Source organism: Streptomyces sp. NRRL S-495 (assembly GCF_000966955.1).
Taxonomy (GTDB): Bacteria; Actinomycetota; Actinomycetes; order Streptomycetales; family Streptomycetaceae; genus Kitasatospora; species Kitasatospora purpeofusca.
The window spans coordinates 1-22,041 of the sequence record NZ_JZWY01000097.1 but is presented as its reverse complement, the minus strand read 5'-3'; the positions used below and the strand labels follow the sequence as shown (position 1 = coordinate 22,041).

Below are 22,041 nucleotides of genomic sequence, written 5' to 3'. Positions count from 1 at the left end.
TGCTCTTCATTACTGGATGCGACCGGCACGTCCGCACGTGCCTGCATATCGGGGGGGGAGAGCGCCGGCCGGGACGCCATGTGTGGTGATGGCCCCCGGGACCGGAGCCGGCGAGGCGTTGCTGCTCCGCCTCGCCGGAAGCACTGGGACCACGGCGTAGACCGACGGCTCCCCGGACCCGTGTGCGACGGCACCCGAGGTCCGGGGACCCGTCGGTCCCCAGTAGCGTGAGGGCCGCCGGCCACCGCGCGGCGCGCGAGGAGCACCACACCCCCGAGAGAACCCGGCAGGGAGCGTTCGACGTGACGTTCGGAGCGACGGCGGATCCGAAGGACACCCCGGGCGACACCCCCGACGACGAGGGCGCGACCGGCGCCGCCGCGGTCACCGGCGAACCCGACGAGACCGCCCGCGGCCTCTACCTGGCGATCCTCGCCGACGGCGGCCGCATCCGCTTCGCCGACGTCCCCGAGGCCGACCGGGAGGCCGTCCGCCGGCTGGTCTCCATCGGCCTGCTGATGCCCAACCCGATGGACGCCTGCTACACCGCCGTGAGCCCCCGCTCGGTCAGCGACCGCCTCGGCGCCGAACTCCGCAGCGAGGCCACCCGGTTGCTGGTCCGCGCCGAGAACCTCCCGGGCGCGCTGGACGTCCTCACCCGCGCCTACGACGCGATGCCCCGCCCGCCCGAGCGCTCCGGCGGGGCCGTCTACATCGAGGGCCACATCCACATCCGGCACCGGATCTCGCAGCTGGTCTCCGACTGCCGTACCGAGGTCCTCACCGCCCAGCCGGGGCCCCGTCCGGCCGACGCGCTCAAGATCGCGATCCAGCAGGACGTCCAACTGCTCCGGCGCGGCTGCTCGCTGCGCACCATCTACCAGCCGGTCGCGATGTCCGAACCGCCCGCCCTCGCCTACGCCGAGGAGGTCACCCGGCGCGGCTCGCTGATCCGGATCCTGGACGAGCCCATCCAGCGGCTGATGATCTTCGACCGCTCGGTCGCCGTGATCTCCGCCTCGGACGACCACAGCACCGCCGCGTTCATCACCGACCCGGCCGGGATCGCCTTCATCGTCAACGCCTTCGAGCGCGACTGGTGCCGCGCCGACGCCATCGGCCGCTCCACCGCGCCCGGCCGGAGCGCCGCCCAGGGCGCCCCCGAACGGGTCGGCCGCCTGCTCGCCCGCGGTCTCACCCAACGCGCCGTCGCCACCCGCCTCGGACTCAGCGAACGCACCGTCGCCGCCCACATCTCCCGGCTGCGCGACCGCTACGGCGCCCAGACCCTCTTCCAGCTCGGCTGGCTGATGCGGGGCGGCCGTGACGACGGATGACCCGGCCGCCCCGGCCCTGCGCACCCTCTCGGAGATGCTGAGCGCGGCGCTGCCGGACGAGGCCGCGCAGGAGCTGTACCTGTCCGTGCTGCGCGAGGGCGGCCGGATCCGGGCCGCCGACGTCGACGCCCGGGACGCCGTCGCGCTGGAACGCCTGGTCGAGCTGGGGTTGCTGGTGCCGCAGGTGCTGGACGCCTCCTACAGCGCGGTCGACCCGCGGGCGGTCGCGGACCGCATCGGTGCGGGGGTCCGCTCGACGGGAGCCCGGCTGATGGCCGAGGCGGAACGGCTGCCGGAGCTGATGGGCGGTCTCACCCGGGCCTACGACGCGGCGCCGTGCCGGAGCGACCGGCCGGTCGGCGTCCGCTACCTGACGGACATGGAGGAGATCCGGCACGAGATCGAACGGTTCTCCCAGGAGTACCGGAACGAGGGTCTGACCGCCCAGCCCGGGGGTGCCCGGCCGGTCGCCCTGCTGCCCGACTCGCTCGACCGCGCCCGCCGCTACCTCGAGCGCGGTGGTTCGATGCGGACCCTGTACGAACCGGCGGCCCGCCTGGACGGCCCGACGGTCGACTACGCGGCCGAGGTCACCCGGCTCGGCTGCGCGGTACGGGTGCTGGCCGTGCCGTTCAAGCGGATGCTGGTCTTCGACCGGCTGGTGGCGGTCATCCCCGCGGCGGCGGACAACTCCAGTGCGGCCGTCGTGGAGGATCCCGCCACGGTGGCGTTCCTGGTCGACGTGTTCGAGCAGCACTGGCAGCAGGCCGAGGGCGTCAACTGGGCCGCGCTCTCGGCTGGTTCGGCCGAGAGCGCGAGTTCGGCGCAGGACCAGGTCGGCCGCCTGCTCGCCCAGGGCCTCACCCAGCGGGCGATCGCCTCGCGGCTGGGACTGAGCGAGCGGACGGTGGCGGCGCACATCGCCCGGCTGCGGGAGTTGTACGACGCCGAGACGCTGTTCCAGCTCGGCTGGCAGATGCGGGGAGCCCGGACGGGGGAGTCCGGTGCCTGACCCGCGATCAGCCGGTGGCCGCGCCGGTGGGCCAGTAGCCGGTCGGGCCGACGGCCGGGGGCTGCTGCCGGGGGACGGTGAACTGCTCGCCGGGGGCGGTCCAGAAGCCCTCGCGCAGGGAGAGCGCCATGCCGGCCCAGTCGAGGGCGGTCTCCACCGTGTGGTGGAGCGCCTCCTGGGACCAGGTGTCGTCGAAGACCAGCGGCAGGACGGGGGCGACCTGCTCGATGGTGGCGATCAGCGGGTTGTGGGTGATGGCTTCGTCCACCAGCAGGACGATCGGCTTGCGCAGCGCGGACGCCCAGCCCAGCTCCAGGCTGACGCCGGCGGAGAGCGGCGCGCCGACGTAGGCGAAGACCAGGTCCGCGGACTGCAGCGCGCGGAAGTCCGACGGCACCCGCGGCTCGGGGGCGCGGCCGGCCACGGTCCAGGCGTCACTGTGGTGGGCGCTGTAGACGGCGGCGCCACTGCGAAGAAGGGTGGTGCGGAGGGTCGTCAGCCGCGTCCGGCTGGCGAGCGTCACCACACTGTCCGCCGGCCCGGTCAGCCGCATCAGCGGCGCGGCCAGGAAGACTCGTGCACGCCGACCCTCGTGGGCCTGGCTGTCGTGGTGACGCAGGTAGGGCTCAGTCATGTCGACTCCGGGGAGTGGCTGATCGGGTTCACCAGGTCCGGCAGGGTTGGGTCAGGGGTTCCGATCGGCGTGGCTGCGGTCTCCGCTCGAGGTGCGGGGCCGAATGGTGAATTGAAGGTACATCGGCAAGTGTGGTGAGCTTGCCGGGACCATCGGGAGCGAACTGATCGTCCATCGTTCGGGGCGGCCGAGTCCACTGCTTGGAGGTGTCATCTGACTGCCTGGCATGGAGATGACGCACTTCTGTGAAGGGGGGATGTGGCGCGCGCGTTCGAGCTGGGGCATTATGTGGTCGATTGCTCAGCTGTTCCCATTGCTCGATACCCTGCGACTACTCAGGAAGGCGTGATCGCATGCTTCGCCTGCGCCGGCACGTTCGCATTGTGGCGGCTTCGATCGCTGCCGTTGTAGCAGTATTGACCGCGAGCAGCCAGATTGTCTCGGCAGCTTCCGGCCACCGGCCCGCGTCGCACAGCCCCGCGTCCTCGGAGCTGCGGACGGTTGCACTGACGGACAGCGACAGCAACTGGACCTGAGCCGCTCCGTCGGAGGGCTCGTCGGGTCAGTCGGTCGCCTCGTCCAGCCCGTCCGGTCGGCTCTCGGGGTGACCGTGCTGGGGGTTCCGGGCCAGCACGTATCCGAGCTGGAACAGTGAATCGACCTTGTAGTCCTCACGCATGTCCGCTATGTGACGTGCCAGGGTGCGTTCGCTGATGCCGAGGCTTCTGGCTATGACGCGGTGACTGGTGCCCTTCAGCAGCAGATCGATGATCGTCTGTCGCAGGCGTGAGATGACTTCCTGGGGTACCGCCCGGGCGCCGTCGAATTCGAGTGCGCGGTTCCAGTTGCGCTCGAAGATCTCGGAGACCAGGTAGCTGATGATCGCCCTGTCGTGAATGAACGCGGCCACATTCAGGTCGTCGGCGACAGGAATGATGGCGGTACGTCGATCGACGACGATGAGTCGTGTGTACGGCTCGTCCAGCGTGCGGACCTGCCCGCCCGCGTCCGTGATCGCCAGGACGTAGTCCCTGGTGGCCGGGTGGTAGCGGGTGCTCGGGTGGTAGATCGTCCGGAACGTGGCGCCTCTCTGGAGGAGGGCCAGATCCCGGTCCCGACTGCTGGCAAGGGCCTCCGGGGGGCGAGGACCGCCCGGCTGCGCGGCCAGGAACTCCTCGGTGCAGCTGGTGGTCAGCTGGCCCAGCCGTTGGTTGATCAGCACTTTTCCGCGCACGTACTCGATGCTGCCGCCGGTCTGCTTCGGCGTGTGGAAAGCCTCGGTCAGGTCCTTCAGGTCGATCGGCAGTGCCTCGGCCCGGGAGAGCAGGTCGAGGGCCTTGCGCTGCCAGGAAGCGATGAGCCCGGACGAAAGCTGCTGGGGGTCCACGGCCACGAGGACGTTCGGATCGTCCGTGTCCGGTACCAGCAGGCCGATGTCGAGAAGCTCCTGAAGGTACTCGGCGTCGGTGGCATCCCGGTTTTCGGGCAGCAGGCGACCGTGGGTGTGCAGGATGTCGAGATACAGCTTGCGGGCATTATCCGAAAGGACGCCGAGACCGCCTGAGGTGAGTCCGGGATCGGCCGTCTCGCTCATCTGCGGCTCCCTGGTGTCGGATAGGGCTGTGTGAAGCCGGGGCTCCGACTTCGACGGGGATCTTGGACAGAGCCTTCGAGGGCCGGCATCGGTGTTTTCGATCTGCTGTTGCCCGCATCGAGCACTCTCTCACCAAACGCCGCGCCGCCGGCACCCCCCGACCAGAGGGAAACCGGCGGCGGGCGGCCGTCGTGCGAGGGGTCAGCGCTTGGGGCGCCAGACCACGAGGGCGCTGGAGTGCGGGGTGGGCGGCTGGTAGGGGACCAGGTCGCGGCGGTAGGAGGCGTGGATGGTGGCCTCGCGCTGCTGGAGCGCGGTGGCCGCGCCCTCCAGGGCGTCGGCCAGTTCGGCGATGCGGGACTGGAGGGCGGTGACCTGGTTCTCCAGCTCGATGATCCGCTTGATGCCGGCCAGGTTGATGCCCTCGTCCTGGGAGAGCCGCTGGACCTCGCGCAACTGCTGGATGTCGCGCGCGGAGTAGCGGCGGCCCCGGCCGGCGGTGCGGTCGGGGCAGACCAGGCCGAGCCGGTCGTACTGGCGGAGGGTCTGCGGGTGCAGACCGGAGAGCTCGGCGGCCACCGAGATCACGTAGACCGGGGTCTCCTCGGTGAGCACGTACTGGGGCTGCGGGGCGCTCCGGCGCGTGGTGCGGCGGGCGCCGCCACCGGGCAGGCCGTCACCGAGGCCGGGTCCGATGGGTTCGTCGGGGATCATCTGGTCGTCACGCTCCCTTCGCCGCTCTGAACAGGGCGGCTCGTGGGTCGTCGGAGGCGGTCGCCTCGCGGTACTGCTCCAGTGCGGTCAGCGCGTCGCCGGTGACGGTCTGGGGCACCACGACCTCCACGGTGACCAGCAGGTCGCCGCGGGTGCCGTCCTTGCGGGTGGCGCCCTTGCCGCGGGCCCGCAGGGTCAGGCCGTTGGCACTGCCCGGGGGCAGCTTGAGCTTCACCGACGGGCCGTTCAGGGTCGGCACCTCGATGGTGCCGCCGAGGGCGGCCTCGGGGAAGGTGACCGGGACGGTCACGGTCAGGTTGTCGGCCTTGCGCCCGAAGACGGGGTGCGAATCGACGTGCACGGTGACGTAGAGGTCGCCGGGCTGGCCGCCGCGCTCGCCCTGGGCGCCCTTGCCCTTGAGCCGGATCCGCTGGGCGTCCTGGACGCCGGCCGGGATCCGGACCTGCATGGTGCGGGCGGAGCTGGCCCGGCCGCTGCCGTGGCAGTCGGTGCACGGGTCGTCGACGATCATGCCGCGGCCGCGGCAGTCCCGGCAGGGCTCGGAGAGCGCGAAGGCGCCCTGGCCCCGGCTCACGGTGCCGGAGCCGACGCAGGTCGGGCAGACCCGCGGGGTGGTGCCGGACTTGGCGCCGGTGCCGTTGCAGAGGCGGCAGGGGGCCTGGCTGGTCATCCGCAGCGGGACGGTCGCACCGTCGACGGCCTCCTCGAAGGAGAGCGTCACCTCGGTCTCGACGTCGGAGCCGCGCCGCGGCTGGGCCTGGCGGCCGCCCCGGTTGAAGAGGCCGCCGAAGACGTCGCCGATCCCGCCGCTGCCGCCGCCGCCCTGGCTGCCGCTGAACAGGTCGCCGAAGTCGAAGCTGTAGCTGCCGGTGCCACCGGGGCCGCCGGCCCGGAAGCCGCCGTTGGCGAAGAGGCTGCGGGCCTCGTCGTACTCCTTGCGGCGCTTCTCGTCGGAGAGGACGTCGTACGCCTCGGAGATGTCCTTGAACCGCTCCTCGGCCTTGGTGTCGCCCTTGTTGGCGTCGGGGTGGAACTCGCGCGCCAGCTTGCGGTAGGTCTTCTTGATCTCTGTGGCGCTGGCGTCCTTCGGCACGCCGAGGACCTTGTAGTAGTCCTTCTCCACGTAGTCCTTGCCGCTCATGGCCGGCGCCACCTCCCGAGGTCCATCGTCACAGTGCTGTCAACGGTCGGAACCCGGCCAGTGGTGCCGGGGAACCTCGACAGCGCACTGCGGAGCCGTCCGCCGTACTGGCCGGCGTACGACTCCGCAGCGCAAGGGTTGTCAGCTGTCACCGGTGGTCAGCTGTCCGAGCCACCGTCGGCCTGGTCCTTCTTCTCCCCGCCCTTGGCGGTGTCGGCGTCCGGGCCGGGCGTGGTCTGGGTGCCCGGCTGGGGCTCCGCGACCGCGACCATCGCCGGGCGGATGATCCGCTCGCCGATCCGGTAGCCGGGCTGGAGGATCTGGACGCAGGTGTCCTCGGTGACCTCCGAGGAGTAGCTGTGCATCAGCGCCTCGTGCATGGTCGGGTCGAAGGGCTCGCCCTCCTTGCCGAACTGCTGCAGGCCCAGCTTGGCGACGACCGTCTCCAGCGACTCGGCGACGGACTTGAAGCCGCCCGTCACCTCGCCGTGGTCGCGGGCCCGGCCGATGTCGTCCAGGACCGGGATCAGCGACTCCAGGATGTTGGAGACGGCGATCTCGCGGACCGTCAGCCGGTCGCGCTCGACCCGCTTGCGGTAGTTCTGGTACTCGGCCTGGAGGCGCTGGAGATCGGCGGTGCGCTCGGCGAGCTGCTTGGCCGCAGCGTCCCCCGAGGTGGAGCCCGCGTCGGTGCCCTCGGCACCGGCCGCGGCGGCCTCCTCGGCGGCCTTGATCACGGCCTCCTCGGCGGCGGAGTCGTCGCCGGGCTCGGCACCCTGCGGCTTCTCCGTCATGCCGCACCACCCTTGGGCTTCTCGTCGTCCACGATCTCGGCGTCGACGACGTCGTCGTCCTTGGCACCGGCGTCACCGGCGTCGCCGGCCGCGCCCGCCGCACCGGCGGCGTCGGCGTTGGCGTAGAGCGCCTGGCCGAGCTTCTGGGCGGTGGTGGAGACCTTCTCCGAGGCCTCGCGGATCGCCGCGATGTCCTCGCCCTTCAGGGCCTCCTTGAGCTCGCCGATGGCGGTCTCGACCTCGGTCTTGACGTCGGCCGGGAGCTTGTCGGAGTTGTCGGCGATGAACTTCTCGGTGGAGTACACGAGCTGCTCGGCCTGGTTGCGGGTCTCCACGGCCTCGCGGCGCTTGTGGTCCTCCTCCGCGTACTGCTCGGCCTCGCGCATCATGCGCTCGATGTCGTCCTTCGGCAGCGCGGAGCCGCCGGTGACGGTCATCTTCTGCTCCTTGCCGGTGCCGAGGTCCTTCGCGCCGACGTGCATGATGCCGTTGGCGTCGATGTCGAAGGTGACCTCGATCTGGGGCAGGCCGCGGGGGGCCGGCGGCAGGCCGGTCAGCTCGAACATGCCGAGCTTCTTGTTGTACGCCGCGATCTCGCGCTCGCCCTGGTAGACCTGGATCTGCACGGACGGCTGGTTGTCCTCGGCCGTGGTGAAGATCTCGGAGCGCTTGGTCGGGATCGTGGTGTTGCGCTCGATCAGCTTGGTCATGATGCCGCCCTTGGTCTCGATGCCGAGGGACAGCGGGGTGACGTCGAGCAGCAGGACGTCCTTGACCTCGCCCTTGAGGACACCGGCCTGGAGCGAGGCGCCGATGGCGACGACCTCGTCCGGGTTGACGCCCTTGTTGGCGTCCTTGCCGCCGGTCAGCTCGCGGACGAGCTCGGCGACGGCCGGCATCCGGGTCGAGCCGCCGACGAGGACGACGTGGTCGATCTCGGAGAGGGCGATGCCCGCGTCCTTGATGACGTTGTGGAACGGGACCTTGCAGCGCTCCAGCAGGTCCGAGGTGAGCTGCTGGAACTGGGCCCGGGTGAGCTTCTCGTCCAGGTGCAGCGGGCCCTCGGCGGAGGCCGTGATGTAGGGCAGGTTGATCGAGGTCTCGGAGGACGAGGACAGCTCGATCTTGGCCTTCTCGGAGGCCTCGCGCAGACGCTGCAGGGCCATCTTGTCCTTGGACAGGTCGACACCGTGGCCGGCCTGGAAGACCTTGACCAGGTGGTCGACGACCTTCTGGTCCCAGTCGTCGCCACCGAGGTGGTTGTCACCGTTGGTGGCCTTCACCTCGACGACCCCGTCGCCGATCTCCAGCAGCGAGACGTCGAAGGTGCCGCCGCCGAGGTCGAAGACCAGGATGGTCTGGTCGTCCTTGTCCAGGCCGTAGGCCAGGGCGGCCGCGGTCGGCTCGTTGACGATGCGCAGGACGTTGAGGCCCGCGATCTCACCGGCCTCCTTGGTCGCCTGGCGCTCGGAGTCGGAGAAGTACGCCGGGACGGTGATGACGGCGTCGGTGACCGTCTCGCCCAGGTAGGACTCGGCGTCGCGCTTCAGCTTCTGCAGGATGAAGGCGCTGATCTGCTGCGGGTTGAAGTCCTTGCCGTCCAGCCCGATCTTCCAGCTGGTGCCCATGTGGCGCTTGACCGAGCGAATGGTGCGGTCCACGTTGGTGACCGCCTGGCGCTTGGCCACCTCGCCGACGAGCACCTCGCCGTTCTTGGCGAAGGCGACGACGGACGGCGTGGTCCGCGCGCCCTCGGCGTTCGTGATGACGGTGGGCTCGCCACCCTCCAGAACGCTGACGACCGAGTTCGTCGTGCCGAGGTCGATGCCGACCGCGCGTGCCATCGTAAATACCTCCACGGAAGAGTTGAGCTTTACGGGCTCAAGGATGCATGACAGGCCGGGGCACGTCAACAGCTATGAGTCCGCCTCGCTCAACTTTGGTGAGCCGAGGGCTGAGCCGACCGCTGCCGCGGCACGGCCGGGATGTCGCCGGGACACGGCCGGGGGTGCCCCGAGCGTGCGCTCACGTGACTGCCGCCATACCTTGAGCATCTTCAGGAGTAGTGGTGCCCGGCGGTAATGTCCGGGCCGTCGGCCCAGGAAGTTACCGACGAGTACACTGCCCCGGAGACACTGCACACCCGCAACAAGCAAGCCGCAGGAGACGGAGAGCCGATGCAGCTAGCAGCGATCGTCATCTCGCTGGTCACGTTCGTGGTCGGCACCGCGCTCGCCGCTCGTGCGGCGCTTTACATCTACCGGGTGGTGCGGACCGGCCAGCCGGACGCCACCCGCTTCGGGCAGCCCGCCCAGCGAGTGAAGACCGTGGCCGTCGAGTTCGTCGGCCACACCAGGATGAACCGCTGGGGGATCGTCGGCGTCGCCCACTGGTTCGTCGCGGTCGGCTTCTTCACCCTGGGCCTGACCCTGCTCACCGCGTTCTTCCAGCTGTTCGACGCCGAGTTCGTGCTGCCGGTGCTCGGCGGCTGGCTGCCGTACGAGCTGTTCACCGAGCTGGTCGGCACCTTCACCACGCTGGGCATCGCCGCCCTGATCGTGATCCGCCTGCTGAGCCTGCCCGGCCGGGCGGGCCGCAAGTCCCGCTTCGCCGGCTCGATCGCCTGGCAGGCCTTCTACGTCGAGTACACGATCCTCGGCATCGGCCTGTGCATCATGATCCTGCGCGGCCTGGAGGGCGCGCTGGAGGGCGTCGGCTCCTACGAGGCCAAGTACCTGATCTCCTACCCGCTGGTGGCGGCCTTCCGCGGCCTGTCCCACGGGACCCTGGAGAACCTGGTCTACATCTTCGCGATGCTGAAGATCTGCACCTCCTTCGCCTGGGCGATCACCATCGGCATCAACCCCTCGATGGGCGTCGCCTGGCACCGCTTCCTGGCCTTCTTCAACATCTACTTCAAGCGCGCGGAGGACGGCTCCACCGCGCTCGGCGAACTGCGCCCGATGACCAGCGGCGGCGCGCCGATCGACTTCGAGGACCCGGCCGACGACGCCGTCTTCGGCGTCTCCCAGGTCGAGCACTTCTCCTGGAAGGGCATCCTCGACTTCTCCACCTGCACCGAGTGCGGCCGCTGCCAGTCGCAGTGCCCGGCCTGGAACACCGGCAAGCCGCTCTCGCCGAAGCTGCTGATCATGAGCCTGCGCGAGCACGCCTTCGCCAAGGCCCCGTACCTCCTGGCCGGCGGCGGCAAGGACATGGAGGGCGAGGAGAAGGCCACCGCCGAGCAGCTGGCGGACGTCCCGGCGGCCGCCCTGGCCGAGGCCGAGCGCCCGCTGATCGGCACCGCCGAGGAGAACGGCGTCATCGACCCGGACGTGCTGTGGTCCTGCACCACCTGCGGCGCCTGCGTCGAGCAGTGCCCCGTCGACATCGAGCACATCGACCACATCGTCGACATGCGCCGCTACCAGGTCATGATCGAGTCCTCGTTCCCCACCGAGGCCGGCACCATGCTCAAGAACCTGGAGAACAAGGGCAACCCCTGGGGCATGGCCACCAAGGCGCGCCTCGACTGGGTCAAGGAGCTCAAGAAGGAGACCGGCATCGAGGTGCCGGTGATCGGTGAGGACATCGACCCCGCCGAGGTCGAGTACCTGTACTGGGTGGGCTGCGCCGGTGCCCTGGAGGACCGGGCGAAGAAGACCACCAAGGCCTTCGCCGAGCTGCTGCACACCGCGGGCGTGAAGTTCGCGATCCTCGGCAAGGAGGAGTCCTGCACCGGTGACTCCGCCCGCCGCCTGGGCAACGAGTTCCTCTTCCAGATGCTCGGCGCGCAGAACGTCGAGACCCTGAACGCCGCGCTGGAGGACGCCCCGGTCAAGCGGATCGTGGCGACCTGCCCGCACTGCTTCAACACCATCGCCAACGAGTACCCGCAGCTGGGCGGCCACTTCGAGGTCATCCACCACACCCAGCTGCTGCAGCACCTCATCGACGAGGGCAAGCTCGTGCCGGTCAACCCGGTCGAGGGCCTGATCACGTACCACGACCCCTGCTACCTGGGCCGGCACAACAAGGTCTACAGCCCGCCGCGCGAGATCATGGACAAGGTCCCCGGTCTGCGCCAGCAGGAGATGCACCGCCACAAGGAGCGCGGCTTCTGCTGCGGCGCCGGCGGCGCGCGGATGTGGATGGAGGAGCGCATCGGCAAGCGGATCAACACCGAGCGCGTGGACGAGGCGCTGTCCCTCAACCCGGACATCGTCTCCACCGCCTGCCCGTTCTGCCTGGTGATGCTCTCCGACTCGGTGAACGGCAAGAAGAACGAGGGCGCGGCCAAGGAGCACCTGAAGGTCGTCGACGTCGCCCAGCTGCTGCTCGACTCGGTCAAGGCGGTCCCGCCGGCCGAGGCCGAGGAGCCGCAGACGGTCGACGCCTGAGCGGCGTCCCGCCCGAGGGGCCGTGAACCGGCCCGGTTGTTCGACAGTTCTGCAACAACCGCCCGGCCCGGGGGGTGCCACCGGCATCCGCCCGGGCCGGGCTTTTCCGGTGACCGCCCGGGGCTTTTCCGGTGACCGATCCGGGTTCTCCCGCCCGGCGCCCGGTCCAGTCCCGGGCGCCGAGGTCAGGACCACCGGGCGGCGCTCCTGTCAGAAGGAAATACAGTAGGCGCCGGACCGGCCGTGCGCCGGTCGATCCGTTCCGGCCCCCGGAACGGCGTACACCACACCGACGGAGGTATCGGCCCGCCGGGCCGGGCCGCACAGAGCACAAGGGGAACAGCGCAGACCATGACCGAGGCGATCATGCTGGTCGGTGGTAAGGGCACGCGACTGCGTCCGCTGACCACCCACACCCCCAAGCCCATGCTGCCGGTGGCAGGCGTCCCGTTCATCGCGCACCAGCTGGCGCGCGCGGCGGCGGCCGGGGTCACCCGGGTGGTGCTCGCCACCTCCTACCTCGCCGAGGTCTTCGAGGACCACTTCCAGGACGGCACCCCCTACGGCATCGAGCTGGTCTACCTGACCGAGCGCGAGCCGCTCGGCACCGGCGGGGCCATCCGCAACGCGGCCACCGGGCTCACCTGCGGCCCCGACGAGCCGGTCCTGGTCTTCAACGGCGACATCCTCTCCGGCGTCGACATCGCCGCCCTGCGCGACGGCCACGTGGCCGCCGGGGCCGACGTCACCCTGCACCTCACCCGGGTCGAGGACCCGCGCGCCTTCGGCCTCGTCCCGACCGACGAGCACGGCCGGGTGCTGGAGTTCCTGGAGAAGCCGGAGACGCCGGAGCAGATCGTCACCGACCAGATCAACGCCGGCTGCTACGTCTTCACCCGCTCCGTGATCGACCGCATCCCGACCGGCCGCGAGGTCTCCGTCGAGCGCGAGACCTTCCCCGAGCTGCTGGCCACCGGGGCGCTGCTGCGCGGCGTCGTCGACACCTCGTACTGGCTCGACCTCGGCACCCCGGCCGCCTTCGTCCGCGGCTCGGCCGACCTCGTGCTCGGCAAGGTCGACTCGCCCGCCGTCCCCGGCCCGACCGGCGACGCCCTGCTGCTGCCCGGCTCGACCGTCCGGCACGGCGCGGTGCTCAGCGGCGGCACCGTGGTCGCCGAGGGCGCGGTGGTCGAGGCCGGCGCCATCGTCGAGGGCAGCGTGATCCTGCCCGGTGCCGTCATCGGCGCCGACACCCTGGTCAAGGACTCGATCGTGGGCGCCTTCGCGACCATCGGCGACCGCACCGCGCTGGACGGCGCGGTGATCGGTGACGGCGCGATCGTGGAGTCCGACAACGAGCTGCCGAACGGCATCCGGATCGCCTGCGGCACCCTGCTGCCGGTCGGCGCCGTCCGCACCTCGGCCGGCCCGGGCGGGTGCCCGGCCGGGACCAGCGCCGCGGCCTCCGTGCACGGGCCGAAGGTGGCCGTGGGGCAGTAGCGCCCCGCCGTGACCCCGCGGCAGTAACAGGCTCGCTGCAAACCGGAACCGGTCCGGTGCCCGGCCACCGGGGCGCCCGCCGGGCGGGTACCTTCGGAACGTGGCTGGCAATCGATACGACAGCGGTCAGGGCGCCGACCCCCGTGGCGGGTGGTCGGCGCCCCCGCAGCAGCAGGCGGCGCCCGGGGGGTACGGGCCGACGGACGGGCCGGAGTACTTCACCGGCCCGCAGCAGGGCCCCGGCGGCCCGTCCGCCCCGCAGGGCCCGACGGACCCGTACGGTCCCGGTCCCCGCTCCCCGTACGCCTCGCAGCAGGACCCGTACGGCGGGCAGCGGGACCCGTACGCGGGGCAGCAGCCCTACCCGGGGCAGCCGGGGCAGCCCTACGGCGGGCCGCAGCGGGACCCGTACGCGGCCGACCACCCCGGTCACACCCGGGCCTTCCCGGTCGGCGCCGACCCGTACGCGGGCGACCCGTCCTCCTATGCTCCGGAGCAGCCGCCGTACCCCGACGGCTACGGGGAGCAGGGCCGGGCCCAGGGTTACGGCGACGACAACGTCGCCGTCTACCGGGCCGGCGGCCAGTCCGCACCGCAGGCCACCGGGCCGAGGCCGAGCTGGCGCGAACTGCTGACCGGACTCTTCCGCACCCCCACCGCGATCTTCGACCGCACCCGCGACCACCAGGTCTGGCTGCCCGCCGTCACGGTCTCCCTGCTGTACGGCGCCCTCGCCGTGCTCGGCCTCGGCATGACCCGCGACGACGTGGTCAACTCGACCTTCACCGTGGCGCTCACCGCGCTGCTGGCGGCGGCGATCGGCTTCACCCTGGCCGGCGCCATGCTCGGCGGGGTCACGTACGCGCTGGCCCGGCAGTTCGGCGGCGACGGCCCGTGGCAGTCCACGGTCGGCCTGGCCGTGCTGATCGGCTGGGTCACGGACGCGCCCCGGCTGCTGCTGGCGCTGGTACTGCCGGCCGACAACCTGCTGGTCCAGGCGGTCGGCTGGGCCACCTGGCTGCTCTGCGCCTTCCTGCTGACCAGCATGGTCCGCCGGGTGCACGACCTGCCCTGGGGCAAGGCGGCCGGTGCGGCGGCGCTGCAGCTGCTGGCGCTGCTGGTGCTGATCAAGCTGCCGACCCTCGGCTGACCCCGTCCCCCTCCCGGGCGCGCCCCCGGACCTCGGGGACAATGGAGCACGGGCCTCGCCTCGCGGGGCCCGTTGCCGTTGCCCGGGCCGTCCCGTCCGGGCCGCGCTGTTCGTCCTGTCCAGTCCACCCTCACCCGCACGGAGCCAGGCATGACCCTCCCCACCACGCACGTCAGCTTCCCGGCCGGGGCGGTGACCGGCGAGTCGACGGTGCTCGCGGTGCACCCGCTGGACGGCGGCCGGTACGCCGTGGTCACCGGGGCGACGCCGTTCCACCCGCTCGACCACACCTGGCCCGACCAGCCCGCCGACCTCGGCACGCTCACCGTGGACGGCGTCGAGCTGGCCGTCGTCGACTGCCTCACCGGTGCGGTCGGTCCGGACGGCGGCCCGGTGCTGGTCGGCGCCGACATCCCGGTCCGGCGCGGCGACGAGGAGTGGTCCTGGCTGGTCCTGCACGTCCTCGCGGCCGACCCGGGCGACATCGTCGGCCGGACCGCCGCCCTCGCCGTCGACGCCGGCCGGCGGGGGGCGCTCAGCGCCTCTCACAGCGGCTGCCACCTGCTCGCCCTCGCCCTCAACGAGGCGCTCGCACCGCGCTGGCGCAAGGACCCGGGCCGCACCGACGCCTTCGGCCACCCGGACTTCGACAGCCTCGCCATGGCGAGCTCGGTGATGGACACCGAGGCGAGCACCGACACCTACCGGCTCGGCAAGTCGCTGCGCAAGAAGGGCTTCACCGCCGAGGCCACCGAGGAGTTCCCGGCCCTCGCCGACGCCCTCCCCGAGCTGACCGAGGCCGTCAACCGCCGGCTGGCCGGCTGGGTCGCCGCCGACGCCCCGGTGCGCATCGACGTCCCCGGTCCGGAGCTGACCGCCCGCCGCGAGTGGCACTGCGAGCTGCCCGAGGGCGCGGCGCGGATCTTCTGCGGCGGCACCCATCTGCACCACCTGGGCGAGCTGGCCGAGCTCCGCACCGAGCTGCGGCTCTCCGAGGACGGCAGCGAGCTGGTCGCCGTCACCCGCCCGAAGCGGGCCTGACACGGCGGCGGGCGGCCACCCCGTCCAGGGTGGCCGCCCGCGTCCTGCTCGCCGCTCGTGTGGTTCGTGTTGCTCGCGTCGCTTGTGTCGCTCGCGTTGCTCGTGTTGCCGCTCAGACCTTGGAGCGGTGGAAGTTCAGGAAGGAACGGGACGGCGTCGGGCCGCGCTGCCCCTGGTAGCGCGAGCCGTAGCGCTCCGAGCCGTACGGGTGCTCCGAGGGCGAGGAGAGCCGGAACAGGCAGAGCTGCCCGATCTTCATCCCCGGGTAGAGCTTGATCGGCAGGGTCGCGACGTTCGACAGCTCCAGCGTGACGTGCCCGCTGAACCCGGGGTCGATGAAGCCCGCCGTGGAGTGCGTCAGCAGACCGAGCCGGCCCAGGCTGGACTTGCCCTCCAGCCGCGAGGCGACGTCGTCGGGCAGCGTGATGACCTCGAAGGTCGACGCCAGCACGAACTCGCCCGGGTGCAGGATGAACGCGTCCTCGCCCTCCGGCTCGACCAGCCGGGTCAGGTCCGGCTGCTCCTCGGAGGGGTCGATGTGCGGGTAGCGGTGGTTCTCGAAGACCCTGAAGAAGCGGTCCAGTCGCACGTCGATGCTCGACGGCTGGACCATCGCGGGGTCGAACGGATCGATCACCACCCGGCCGTTGTCGATCTCGGCCCGGATGTCCTTGTCAGAGAGCAGCACGCTTCGAGGTTACGTGCACGATGCGGCCCCGGACGAATCGCCCGGGGCCGCACCCGTCACATCTCTCCCCTGACCACCCTCGTCAGGCGAGGAACTCCGCGGCCTCCAGCCGCAGCGCCCGGGCCAGTTGCGGCTCGGACAGCTCCCGTACGTCGGCCAGCACCGAACTCCTCAGCCGCCCGCACTGCGGGCACCGGATCAGCCGGCCCGGCCCCAGCCGGCCGGGCCCGAGATTCTGCATCGGGAACGTGGTGGTGCTGAACAGGTGCCCCTCGGCACAACGAACGACGGCGCGCTGCTCCATCGATCCCCTTCCCATCCTTACCCCGGTACTCACCCGTACTCGTCGCCCCGAACGGCGGAGCCCCCGGGACCAGCGTCACATTAGGGGAAGTTCCGGACATTCCACACCAAGGCTCGCCGCCCGCACCCACCCGCCGGGGCAGTCTCACGCGGCCCACACAGTACGCCTCCGCCCCCACCCCGCGCGGCTCCGCCACGACCTCCGGCCACCTGTGCAACGACCGGGACGGATGGGGTACAGTGAAGGCAGATCGAGCGTCTCTGACGACTCGTCAGGCGGGCGTAGTTTAATGGTAGAACATGAGCTTCCCAAGCTTATAGCGCGAGTTCGATTCTCGTCGCCCGCTCCATAGGTAAAGCCGCAGGTCACTGACCTGCGGCTTTCGTGTTGTCCGGGCCGGTTCGACCCCGTCTCCGGCCCGGCGCACGACGGGGGCGGAGGAACGGGCCGCAGCCGATCCGGGGGGCCGTGCAGAGCGCCGCCGGGGTGGTGGGGGAGGCCCGGATCCGCTCCGCTGCGGTGGCAGTTGAAGGTCCTTCGGCGGTGTGCGTCGGCAGGCTACCGTTGGGCCGGATGCAACAGGTCGGGGCATTGGAGAACCTCTGCCTCACGGAGGACCGGGGGGTGGGTGCGGTGGATCCGTTGTCGTTGTCGATGGTGACGGCTTTCCTGGGCGCGGCCGGTGCGGGGATGGCCAACGAGGCGGGGAAGCGGGCCTGGGAGACGGTGGGCGGGCTGGTGGCCCGGGTGGTGGGGCGTGAGGTGCCGGCGCCGGTGGGGCAGGCCGAGCGGGAGTCGGTGGCGGGGCTGCTCGTGGCGGAGGCGCAGCGCAGCCCCGAGCAGGCGAGGGCGCTCGCCGCTGTGATGAGTGGGCGAGGCGCCGGTGAGGCGGCGGCGCACGGGGTGCCGCGGCTGCTGCCGGCCTCGGCGCGCTTCTTCACCGACCGGAAGGGCCCGCTGGCGCTGCTGGACCGGGAGGCGGACCGCAAGCCCGACGGTCTGCCGAAGGTGGCCGTGCTGCACGGTCCGGCGGGAATCGGTACCAGTGCGCTCGCCTTCCACTGGGGCGGCCGCGAGGCGGGCCGGTTCCCGGACGGGACCTTGTACATGGACCTCCGGGGCGGTTCGGTGAGCACCGCCCCGACGGCCGCGACGGTCCTGCGGCATTTCCTGCTGCGCCTGGGGGTGCCGGCGGAGTACGTGCCGCCCGCCGTGGAGGACCGGGTCGACCTCTTCCGCTCCCTGCTGTCCGGCCGGCGGCTGCTGGTGGTGCTCGACCACGCGCAGTCGGCGGCCCAGGTCGGTCCGCTGATCACGGCGGCGCCCGGGGTGTTCACCCTGATCGTCGCCCGTCGTCCGCTCACCGGGTTGGACGCGGTCACCGTCTCCGTCGGTCCGCTGTCCGACAAGGACGCCAAGCGGCTGCTGGCCGAGCTGGCGGGACGGTCCGCCATGGTGACGGCCCGCGCCACGGTTCCCTCGGTGCTGGAGCGGTGCGCCGGCTCCCCGTTCGCGCTGCGAGCCATGGCTCCGTACTTGGCGACGGGGCAGGTCGGCGGCGGTGATCCGGCCGATCCCCTGCCGGCGGGGAGTCCCCTGCCGCCGGTGCGGGCCGTCGCCGAGGAGGCCTACCGGCGGCTCGGGGCGGAGGCGGCGCGGATCTACCGGCTCGGGTCGCTGCGGCCGTGGCCCTCGCTGAGCGCGGCCGTGGTGGCGGTGACGGCCGAGGTTCCGGAGGACGACGCCGAGCGGGCGCTGGCCGAACTGGCGGAGCTCCAGCTGCTGGAGAGCACCGGCGACGGTCGCTACCGGTACCGGCCGGCGGTGCGTGCGCACGCGGAGGAGGCCGCGGCCCGCGAGGACGGCCTGGCGGGGTGCGCCGCGGCCGTGGCCCGCGCCGCGGACTGGTACCTGCGGTTCGCCGTCCGCGCCGACTACGCGGCGTTGAAGGAACGTTGGCACCTCGGCCCGCTGTACGCCGAGCTGGGTCCGGGGCCGTACGAGGACGAGGGCGCGGCGGTCGCCGCGCTGGTCGCCGAGGTGGGCAACCTGGTGGAAGCCGTGCTCGCCGCCGAGGAGTTCGGCCGCTCCGACACCGTCTGCCAGACCGTCGAGGCGCTCTGGGCCGTGCAGTTGAAGGCCGGCTGCCACGATGTGCTGCTGCCCGCGCTGCGGGCCGGGGCCCGTACGGCCGGTCGGCACTGCCCGGGGACCCGGACGGCCGGCCGGATGCACATCCAACTCGCCTTCGCCCTGATGGAGTTGCGGCAGGACGAGGAGGCGGAACGCGAGCTGCTGACGGCCGCGGAGGACGAGGCCCGGGCCGGGCACGTGCGTGGCCGGGCGACGGCGGTCGAGTCGCTGGGACTGCTGCGGCTGCGGCAGTGGCGCTTCGGGCCTGCCCTGGAGTGCTTCGAGGAGGCGGACGGGCTGCTGGACCGGATCGGCCCGGCCGACGACGGCGCTGCCGATGTGCCGCGGGCCCGCGCGCTGCTGCACCGGCACCGCGGGCGGGCACTGAGGGGCCTCGGCCGGTTCGACGAGGCGGAGCAACGGCTCGCCACCGCAAGGGAGTTCTTCCGCGACAGCGGTGAGCGCTACAACACCGCCCGGGTGCTGACGGATCTCGCCGAGCTCCACCTCGACACGGCCGACCGTACCGGGGCGCTGCCACTGATCGACGAGGCTGCCGTGCTGCTGGGTCGGGAGAACGCCACGGTGCACCTCACCTACCTGGCCGGGCTGCGCGCCCAGTGCCTCCCCGATCACCTTCCCGATCAACCGTGACGCGGACCCGCGCCAGGTGGGTGCCGGTCCTGACGGTCAGGGTGGTGGGCGCCGGTGCCACGGTCCCGGCTCCGGTGTGCAGTCGTGCGAGCAGCGCAGAGGCGTGCACGGCCGGGTCGCCGGCGGTGTCGGAGGTCAGCCTGCACCGCAGTCCGCCGCGGTGCAGCACCTCGCACTCGCGAGGGCCGGTGACGTAGGCGGCGAGTGAGGCGGACCGGTACCGGTCGAGCACCTCGGCCGCCCACTCCTGGGGCGAGCCGAAGCGGGGGTCGTCGGGCTCGCCGTACCGGAGGACGACGTCGGCCGACTCCAGGGCACCGGGATCGAGGGTGTCCTCGTGCACGGCGAGGTGGCCCTCGCCCTCGGCGCCGTCCGGTTCGTACCGGGGCTCGGCGAAGCGCAGCACGGCGATGGTGCCGTCCGCGGTGGTGCGGGTGAGCACGCGCAGGGGCGCGGTGCGGAGCGGCGGTTCGTACGGCGGCAGCGGCAGCGGGTCGAGCACGGCCGGGGCAGCCGGCTCGGTGATGCCGATCAACTCGTAGAAGAGGCTGCGCAGCAGGACGGCGGAGCGCCCCGGCGCCGAGCTGGTCAGCTCGTTCGGCCCGTCGAGGGGGCGGTGTTCGCTCAGCAGCCTGTCCAACTGGGGCGACAGCGCCCGGTACGGATCGAGTCGGGGTGCGGATCGGACGAACGCCGCGACGGGTGACTCCGTCCCGAGGGCCTCCGGGTCGGCGGCGCCCAGCAGTACGGGTGTGCCGCAGGCGGCGGCGTAGTAGCTGACCGAACCGAAGTCGCCCAGGACCACGTCCGCGGCGATCAGGGCCTGGCGCCAGCCTTCGAGCGGGTCGACGAGGGCGAGCCCGGCCCGACGGGCCCTGTCCAGCCAGAGGCGGATCTGGCCGGGGCCGTGGCCGTGCCAGATGTTCGGGTGGAGGACGGCCGCCACCCGGTACTCGTCGGTGGGGAGTTCGGAGGTCAGCCGGGGCAGCAGGAGCGGGAGGACGTCCTCGGGGCCGGAGTCACCGAAGAGCGAGGTCGGGTTCCAGGTGGAGTTCAGCAGGACGAGGCGCTGCCCGGGATGCACCCCGAGGGCCCGCCGGTACCGGTCCCGGTGGTGCCGGGCGGCGAGGATGCGGTCGAAGCAGGGGTCGCCGGCCAGTACGGCGGTCGGCACGGCCTCGGGGCAGGACTTGGCGAGCCGGTCGATCTGCTCGGGGTGGGAGAAGACCATGGCGTCCGCGATCGGGGCGCCTCCGGTGGTGAGGATCCACTCCGGCCCGAGCCCGAACACGGCGTCCGGCGTCCGGCGTCCGGCGTCCGGCGCTGTCAGCGTCTTATTGTATCCGACGCCGTGCGAGAGAACTGTCAACTTGCCTTTGACATCGCTGAGTTGGCCGCCGAAGCTCGCCGATATCGCCAGGTCCACGGGAGTCGAGAGGGCCTGCTCCCAGGGCAGGACCGGGACGCCCGTCGACGCCAGCAGCTCCGCCACACCCGACTGGAACGGCGACGAGCCGGTGCAGGTCGCCAGCACCTGGAGTCGCAGGTCGTCGCGGAACAGTGGAAGCACATCGATCAGCCGCGTCGCCGCCGTCACGTTGTGGACGATCAGCAGGACCCGCCGGCACCGTCCGCGGGTGGCCCACCGGGCCGCGTCGGGCCCCACCGGTACGCGAATCCAGTGCTTCAGATCCTCGACCACACTGCCTCCCAGCCCTTCCGGTTCGAGACCTCTGCGGCCGCCGTCGCCGATCTTGGAATCGGAACTGCCAACGTATCGCGCCGAGAGGTGGACTCCTCGGCGGTCCTGCCGCGCGAGCCGGTCGGGGCGAGGTGAAGGGCGGGACGAGGGGCGGGTTCAGGGGCGGGGGTAGAGGCGGAGGAAGGCCTGGACTCCGGTGGTGACGGTGGCGCGGAGGGCGGCGTCGGAGATGGGGACGGCGCCGTAGAAGGACTGGTCGGCCGCGCCGCTGAAGGTGAGCAGGGTGAAGTGGGTGGCGGCGAGGTCGGGGTCGTCGAGGGCGAGCAGGTGCTGGGAGGCGAGGCGGGTGAGGTGGTCGGCGAGGTCCCGCTGGGAGGCGAGTGGGCCGGCGGCGAGCCAGGCGGCGAGGACGTCGGGCGGGATGTTGCCGGCTTCGGCGCGGATGGTGCGGCCGAGGGCATAGTGCTCGCCGGCGGCGAGCACGGCCTTGGCGCGGTCGACGGCGAAGGCGGTGAGGTCGGCCTCCAGGTCGACGATCTTGTGCAGATGGCGGTCGGCCAGGCCGGCGATGATCTCGGTGAGTTCGCCGGCGGTCTCCAGGGCGACGGAGAGGAAGAGCTTCTCCTTGTCGCCGAAGTGGTTGTAGATGGTGCGCTTGGACACGCCGGCCTCGGAGGCGATGGCGTCGACGCTGGCCCGGGTGTAGCCCTCGCGGCCGAACACCGTGCTCGCCGCGCGGGCGATGGCCCGGCGCTTCTCGGGCATGCGGCGTGAGCCGGTGGTCGCTGCCGGGTTCGCTGTGCTCATCGGGCGGGTCCCCTCCTCGGCGTGTTGCACTACCCGGTGCAGTTTACCTGGAGGGGTGTGAAGTGCGGACGGTGGTGAGCGCGGCAAAAAGGGGCGGCGACAAGGGGCGCGGCGACAAAGGGGCGACAACAGGGGCCCGGAAAGCAGGGAGGCGCGGAGCGAGTCCCCCCGGACCCGCTCCGCGCCGCGTCACGCGCGGCTGTTCGCCGCTCCCCCCGACCACCCCGGACTCCACCGTCCCCCCTGGCACCGCTCTCCGGCGAGAGCGTTCCGCACAGGCCCGGCAGGCCCCCTTTGTTGTGGGGCGTCGTTGATCGTTACCGTAACAAACCGCTTGGTTGGTTTGTCAATACCTCGAATCCATGAAACATCCACAATCGGGGATGTCCGTCCGGTTGGCAAGGGGTGGCCGGGG

Annotated in this window: 16 protein-coding genes, 1 tRNA gene and 1 pseudogene; 8 read left to right on the top strand and 10 right to left on the bottom strand. The window is 71.8% G+C overall.

Annotated features, from left to right (window positions below; genetic code table 11):
• The first annotated feature begins 302 nt into the window (after positions 1-302).
• Both VR45_RS07210 and VR45_RS07205 read left to right on the top strand, forming a co-directional pair.
• Entirely contained in the window at positions 303-1,337 is a 1,035-nt protein-coding gene (locus VR45_RS07210) for a LuxR family transcriptional regulator (protein WP_159394138.1), read from the top strand.
• Entirely contained in the window at positions 1,324-2,349 is a 1,026-nt protein-coding gene (locus tag VR45_RS07205) for a LuxR C-terminal-related transcriptional regulator (protein ID WP_045938833.1), read from the top strand. Before VR45_RS07210 ends, VR45_RS07205 begins: the two co-directional genes overlap by 14 nt.
• 7 nt (positions 2,350-2,356) lie before the next feature.
• On the opposite strand, the gene VR45_RS42120 is transcribed toward VR45_RS07205, so the two are convergent.
• The 6 genes from VR45_RS42120 to dnaK form a co-directional block, all read right to left on the bottom strand.
• A complete protein-coding gene (locus tag VR45_RS42120) occupies positions 2,357-2,983 on the bottom strand; it encodes a hypothetical protein (RefSeq protein WP_051740548.1) in 627 nt (208 codons plus the stop codon).
• A 562-nt stretch (positions 2,984-3,545) separates the two neighbouring features.
• On the bottom strand, positions 3,546-4,577 hold the full coding sequence (locus VR45_RS42115) for a helix-turn-helix domain-containing protein (protein ID WP_052708899.1): 1,032 nt from the start codon (positions 4,575-4,577) through the stop codon (positions 3,546-3,548).
• A 201-nt stretch (positions 4,578-4,778) separates the two neighbouring features.
• Positions 4,779-5,291: a helix-turn-helix domain-containing protein gene (locus VR45_RS07190; protein WP_078896297.1), complete on the bottom strand. Its 513-nt coding sequence runs from the start codon at positions 5,289-5,291 to the stop codon at positions 4,779-4,781.
• Positions 5,292-5,298: 7 nt separating this feature from the next.
• The gene (gene dnaJ / locus VR45_RS07185) at positions 5,299-6,453 is read right to left on the bottom strand and encodes a molecular chaperone DnaJ (RefSeq protein ID WP_045938832.1); all 1,155 of its coding nucleotides are present in this window, start codon (positions 6,451-6,453) and stop codon (positions 5,299-5,301) included.
• Positions 6,454-6,611: 158 nt separating this feature from the next.
• On the bottom strand, positions 6,612-7,247 hold the full coding sequence (grpE, locus tag VR45_RS07180) for a nucleotide exchange factor GrpE (RefSeq protein ID WP_045938831.1): 636 nt from the start codon (positions 7,245-7,247) through the stop codon (positions 6,612-6,614).
• Entirely contained in the window at positions 7,244-9,091 is a 1,848-nt protein-coding gene (gene dnaK, locus VR45_RS07175; RefSeq protein ID WP_045938830.1) for a molecular chaperone DnaK, read from the bottom strand. Before dnaK ends, grpE begins: the two co-directional genes overlap by 4 nt.
• A 333-nt stretch (positions 9,092-9,424) precedes the next feature.
• On the opposite strand from dnaK, the gene VR45_RS07170 reads away from it, so the two are divergent.
• The 4 genes and pseudogenes from VR45_RS07170 to VR45_RS07155 all read left to right on the top strand — a co-directional run bounded on the left by VR45_RS07170 (position 9,425) and on the right by VR45_RS07155 (position 15,338).
• The gene (locus VR45_RS07170) at positions 9,425-11,647 is read left to right on the top strand and encodes a (Fe-S)-binding protein (protein WP_045938829.1); all 2,223 of its coding nucleotides are present in this window, start codon (positions 9,425-9,427) and stop codon (positions 11,645-11,647) included.
• A gap of 351 nt (positions 11,648-11,998) precedes the next feature.
• Positions 11,999-13,072, top strand: a pseudogene (locus tag VR45_RS07165) (NDP-sugar synthase); the annotation flags it as partial.
• A 175-nt stretch (positions 13,073-13,247) separates the two neighbouring features.
• Positions 13,248-14,297 (top strand): Yip1 family protein, encoded by a 1,050-nt coding sequence (locus VR45_RS07160; protein WP_045938827.1) that lies wholly within the window; start codon positions 13,248-13,250, stop codon positions 14,295-14,297.
• A 150-nt stretch (positions 14,298-14,447) separates the two neighbouring features.
• The gene (locus tag VR45_RS07155) at positions 14,448-15,338 is read left to right on the top strand and encodes a metal-dependent hydrolase (RefSeq protein WP_045938826.1); all 891 of its coding nucleotides are present in this window, start codon (positions 14,448-14,450) and stop codon (positions 15,336-15,338) included.
• A gap of 112 nt (positions 15,339-15,450) precedes the next feature.
• Here VR45_RS07155 and dcd read toward each other — a convergent pair whose 3' ends face one another.
• Both dcd and VR45_RS07145 read right to left on the bottom strand, forming a co-directional pair.
• Positions 15,451-16,026: a dCTP deaminase gene (gene dcd / locus VR45_RS07150; RefSeq protein WP_045938825.1), complete on the bottom strand. Its 576-nt coding sequence runs from the start codon at positions 16,024-16,026 to the stop codon at positions 15,451-15,453.
• Positions 16,027-16,108: 82 nt separating this feature from the next.
• A complete protein-coding gene (locus VR45_RS07145; RefSeq protein WP_045938839.1) occupies positions 16,109-16,345 on the bottom strand; it encodes a hypothetical protein in 237 nt (78 codons plus the stop codon).
• 260 nt (positions 16,346-16,605) lie between these two features.
• Between VR45_RS07145 and VR45_RS07140 the strand changes: the two genes are divergently transcribed.
• Positions 16,606-16,679: transfer RNA gene (locus VR45_RS07140), tRNA-Gly, on the top strand.
• Positions 16,680-16,903: 224 nt separating this feature from the next.
• Positions 16,904-19,117 carry an ATP-binding protein gene (locus VR45_RS07135; protein WP_052708898.1) on the top strand — a complete coding sequence of 738 codons (2,214 nt, stop codon included), beginning with the start codon at positions 16,904-16,906 and terminating at the stop codon, positions 19,115-19,117.
• Here the strand turns inward: VR45_RS07135 and VR45_RS07130 are convergent.
• Positions 19,056-20,819, bottom strand: coding sequence for a hypothetical protein (locus VR45_RS07130; protein WP_045938823.1), 1,764 nt, complete (start codon positions 20,817-20,819; stop codon positions 19,056-19,058). The two genes, VR45_RS07135 and VR45_RS07130, sit on opposite strands and share 62 nt — an antisense overlap.
• Positions 20,820-20,975: 156 nt before the next feature.
• Complete coding sequence (locus tag VR45_RS07125; RefSeq protein ID WP_045938822.1) at positions 20,976-21,626, bottom strand: TetR/AcrR family transcriptional regulator; 651 nt, start codon at positions 21,624-21,626, stop codon at positions 20,976-20,978.
• Positions 21,627-22,041: the final 415 nt, after the last annotated feature.

Coding starts and splice junctions, on each gene's coding strand:
- VR45_RS42120 (WP_051740548.1), bottom strand. CDS start 2,983: ATGACTGAGCCCTACCTGCGTCACCACGACAGCCAGGCCCACGAGGGT.
- VR45_RS42115 (WP_052708899.1), bottom strand. CDS start 4,577: ATGAGCGAGACGGCCGATCCCGGACTCACCTCAGGCGGTCTCGGCGTC.
- VR45_RS07190 (WP_078896297.1), bottom strand. CDS start 5,291: ATGATCCCCGACGAACCCATCGGACCCGGCCTCGGTGACGGCCTGCCC.
- dnaJ (WP_045938832.1), bottom strand. CDS start 6,453: ATGAGCGGCAAGGACTACGTGGAGAAGGACTACTACAAGGTCCTCGGC.
- grpE (WP_045938831.1), bottom strand. CDS start 7,247: ATGACGGAGAAGCCGCAGGGTGCCGAGCCCGGCGACGACTCCGCCGCC.
- dnaK (WP_045938830.1), bottom strand. CDS start 9,091: ATGGCACGCGCGGTCGGCATCGACCTCGGCACGACGAACTCGGTCGTC.
- VR45_RS07170 (WP_045938829.1), top strand. CDS start 9,425: ATGCAGCTAGCAGCGATCGTCATCTCGCTGGTCACGTTCGTGGTCGGC.
- VR45_RS07155 (WP_045938826.1), top strand. CDS start 14,448: ATGACCCTCCCCACCACGCACGTCAGCTTCCCGGCCGGGGCGGTGACC.
- VR45_RS07145 (WP_045938839.1), bottom strand. CDS start 16,345: ATGGGAAGGGGATCGATGGAGCAGCGCGCCGTCGTTCGTTGTGCCGAG.
- VR45_RS07135 (WP_052708898.1), top strand. CDS start 16,904: ATGCAACAGGTCGGGGCATTGGAGAACCTCTGCCTCACGGAGGACCGG.
- VR45_RS07125 (WP_045938822.1), bottom strand. CDS start 21,626: ATGAGCACAGCGAACCCGGCAGCGACCACCGGCTCACGCCGCATGCCC.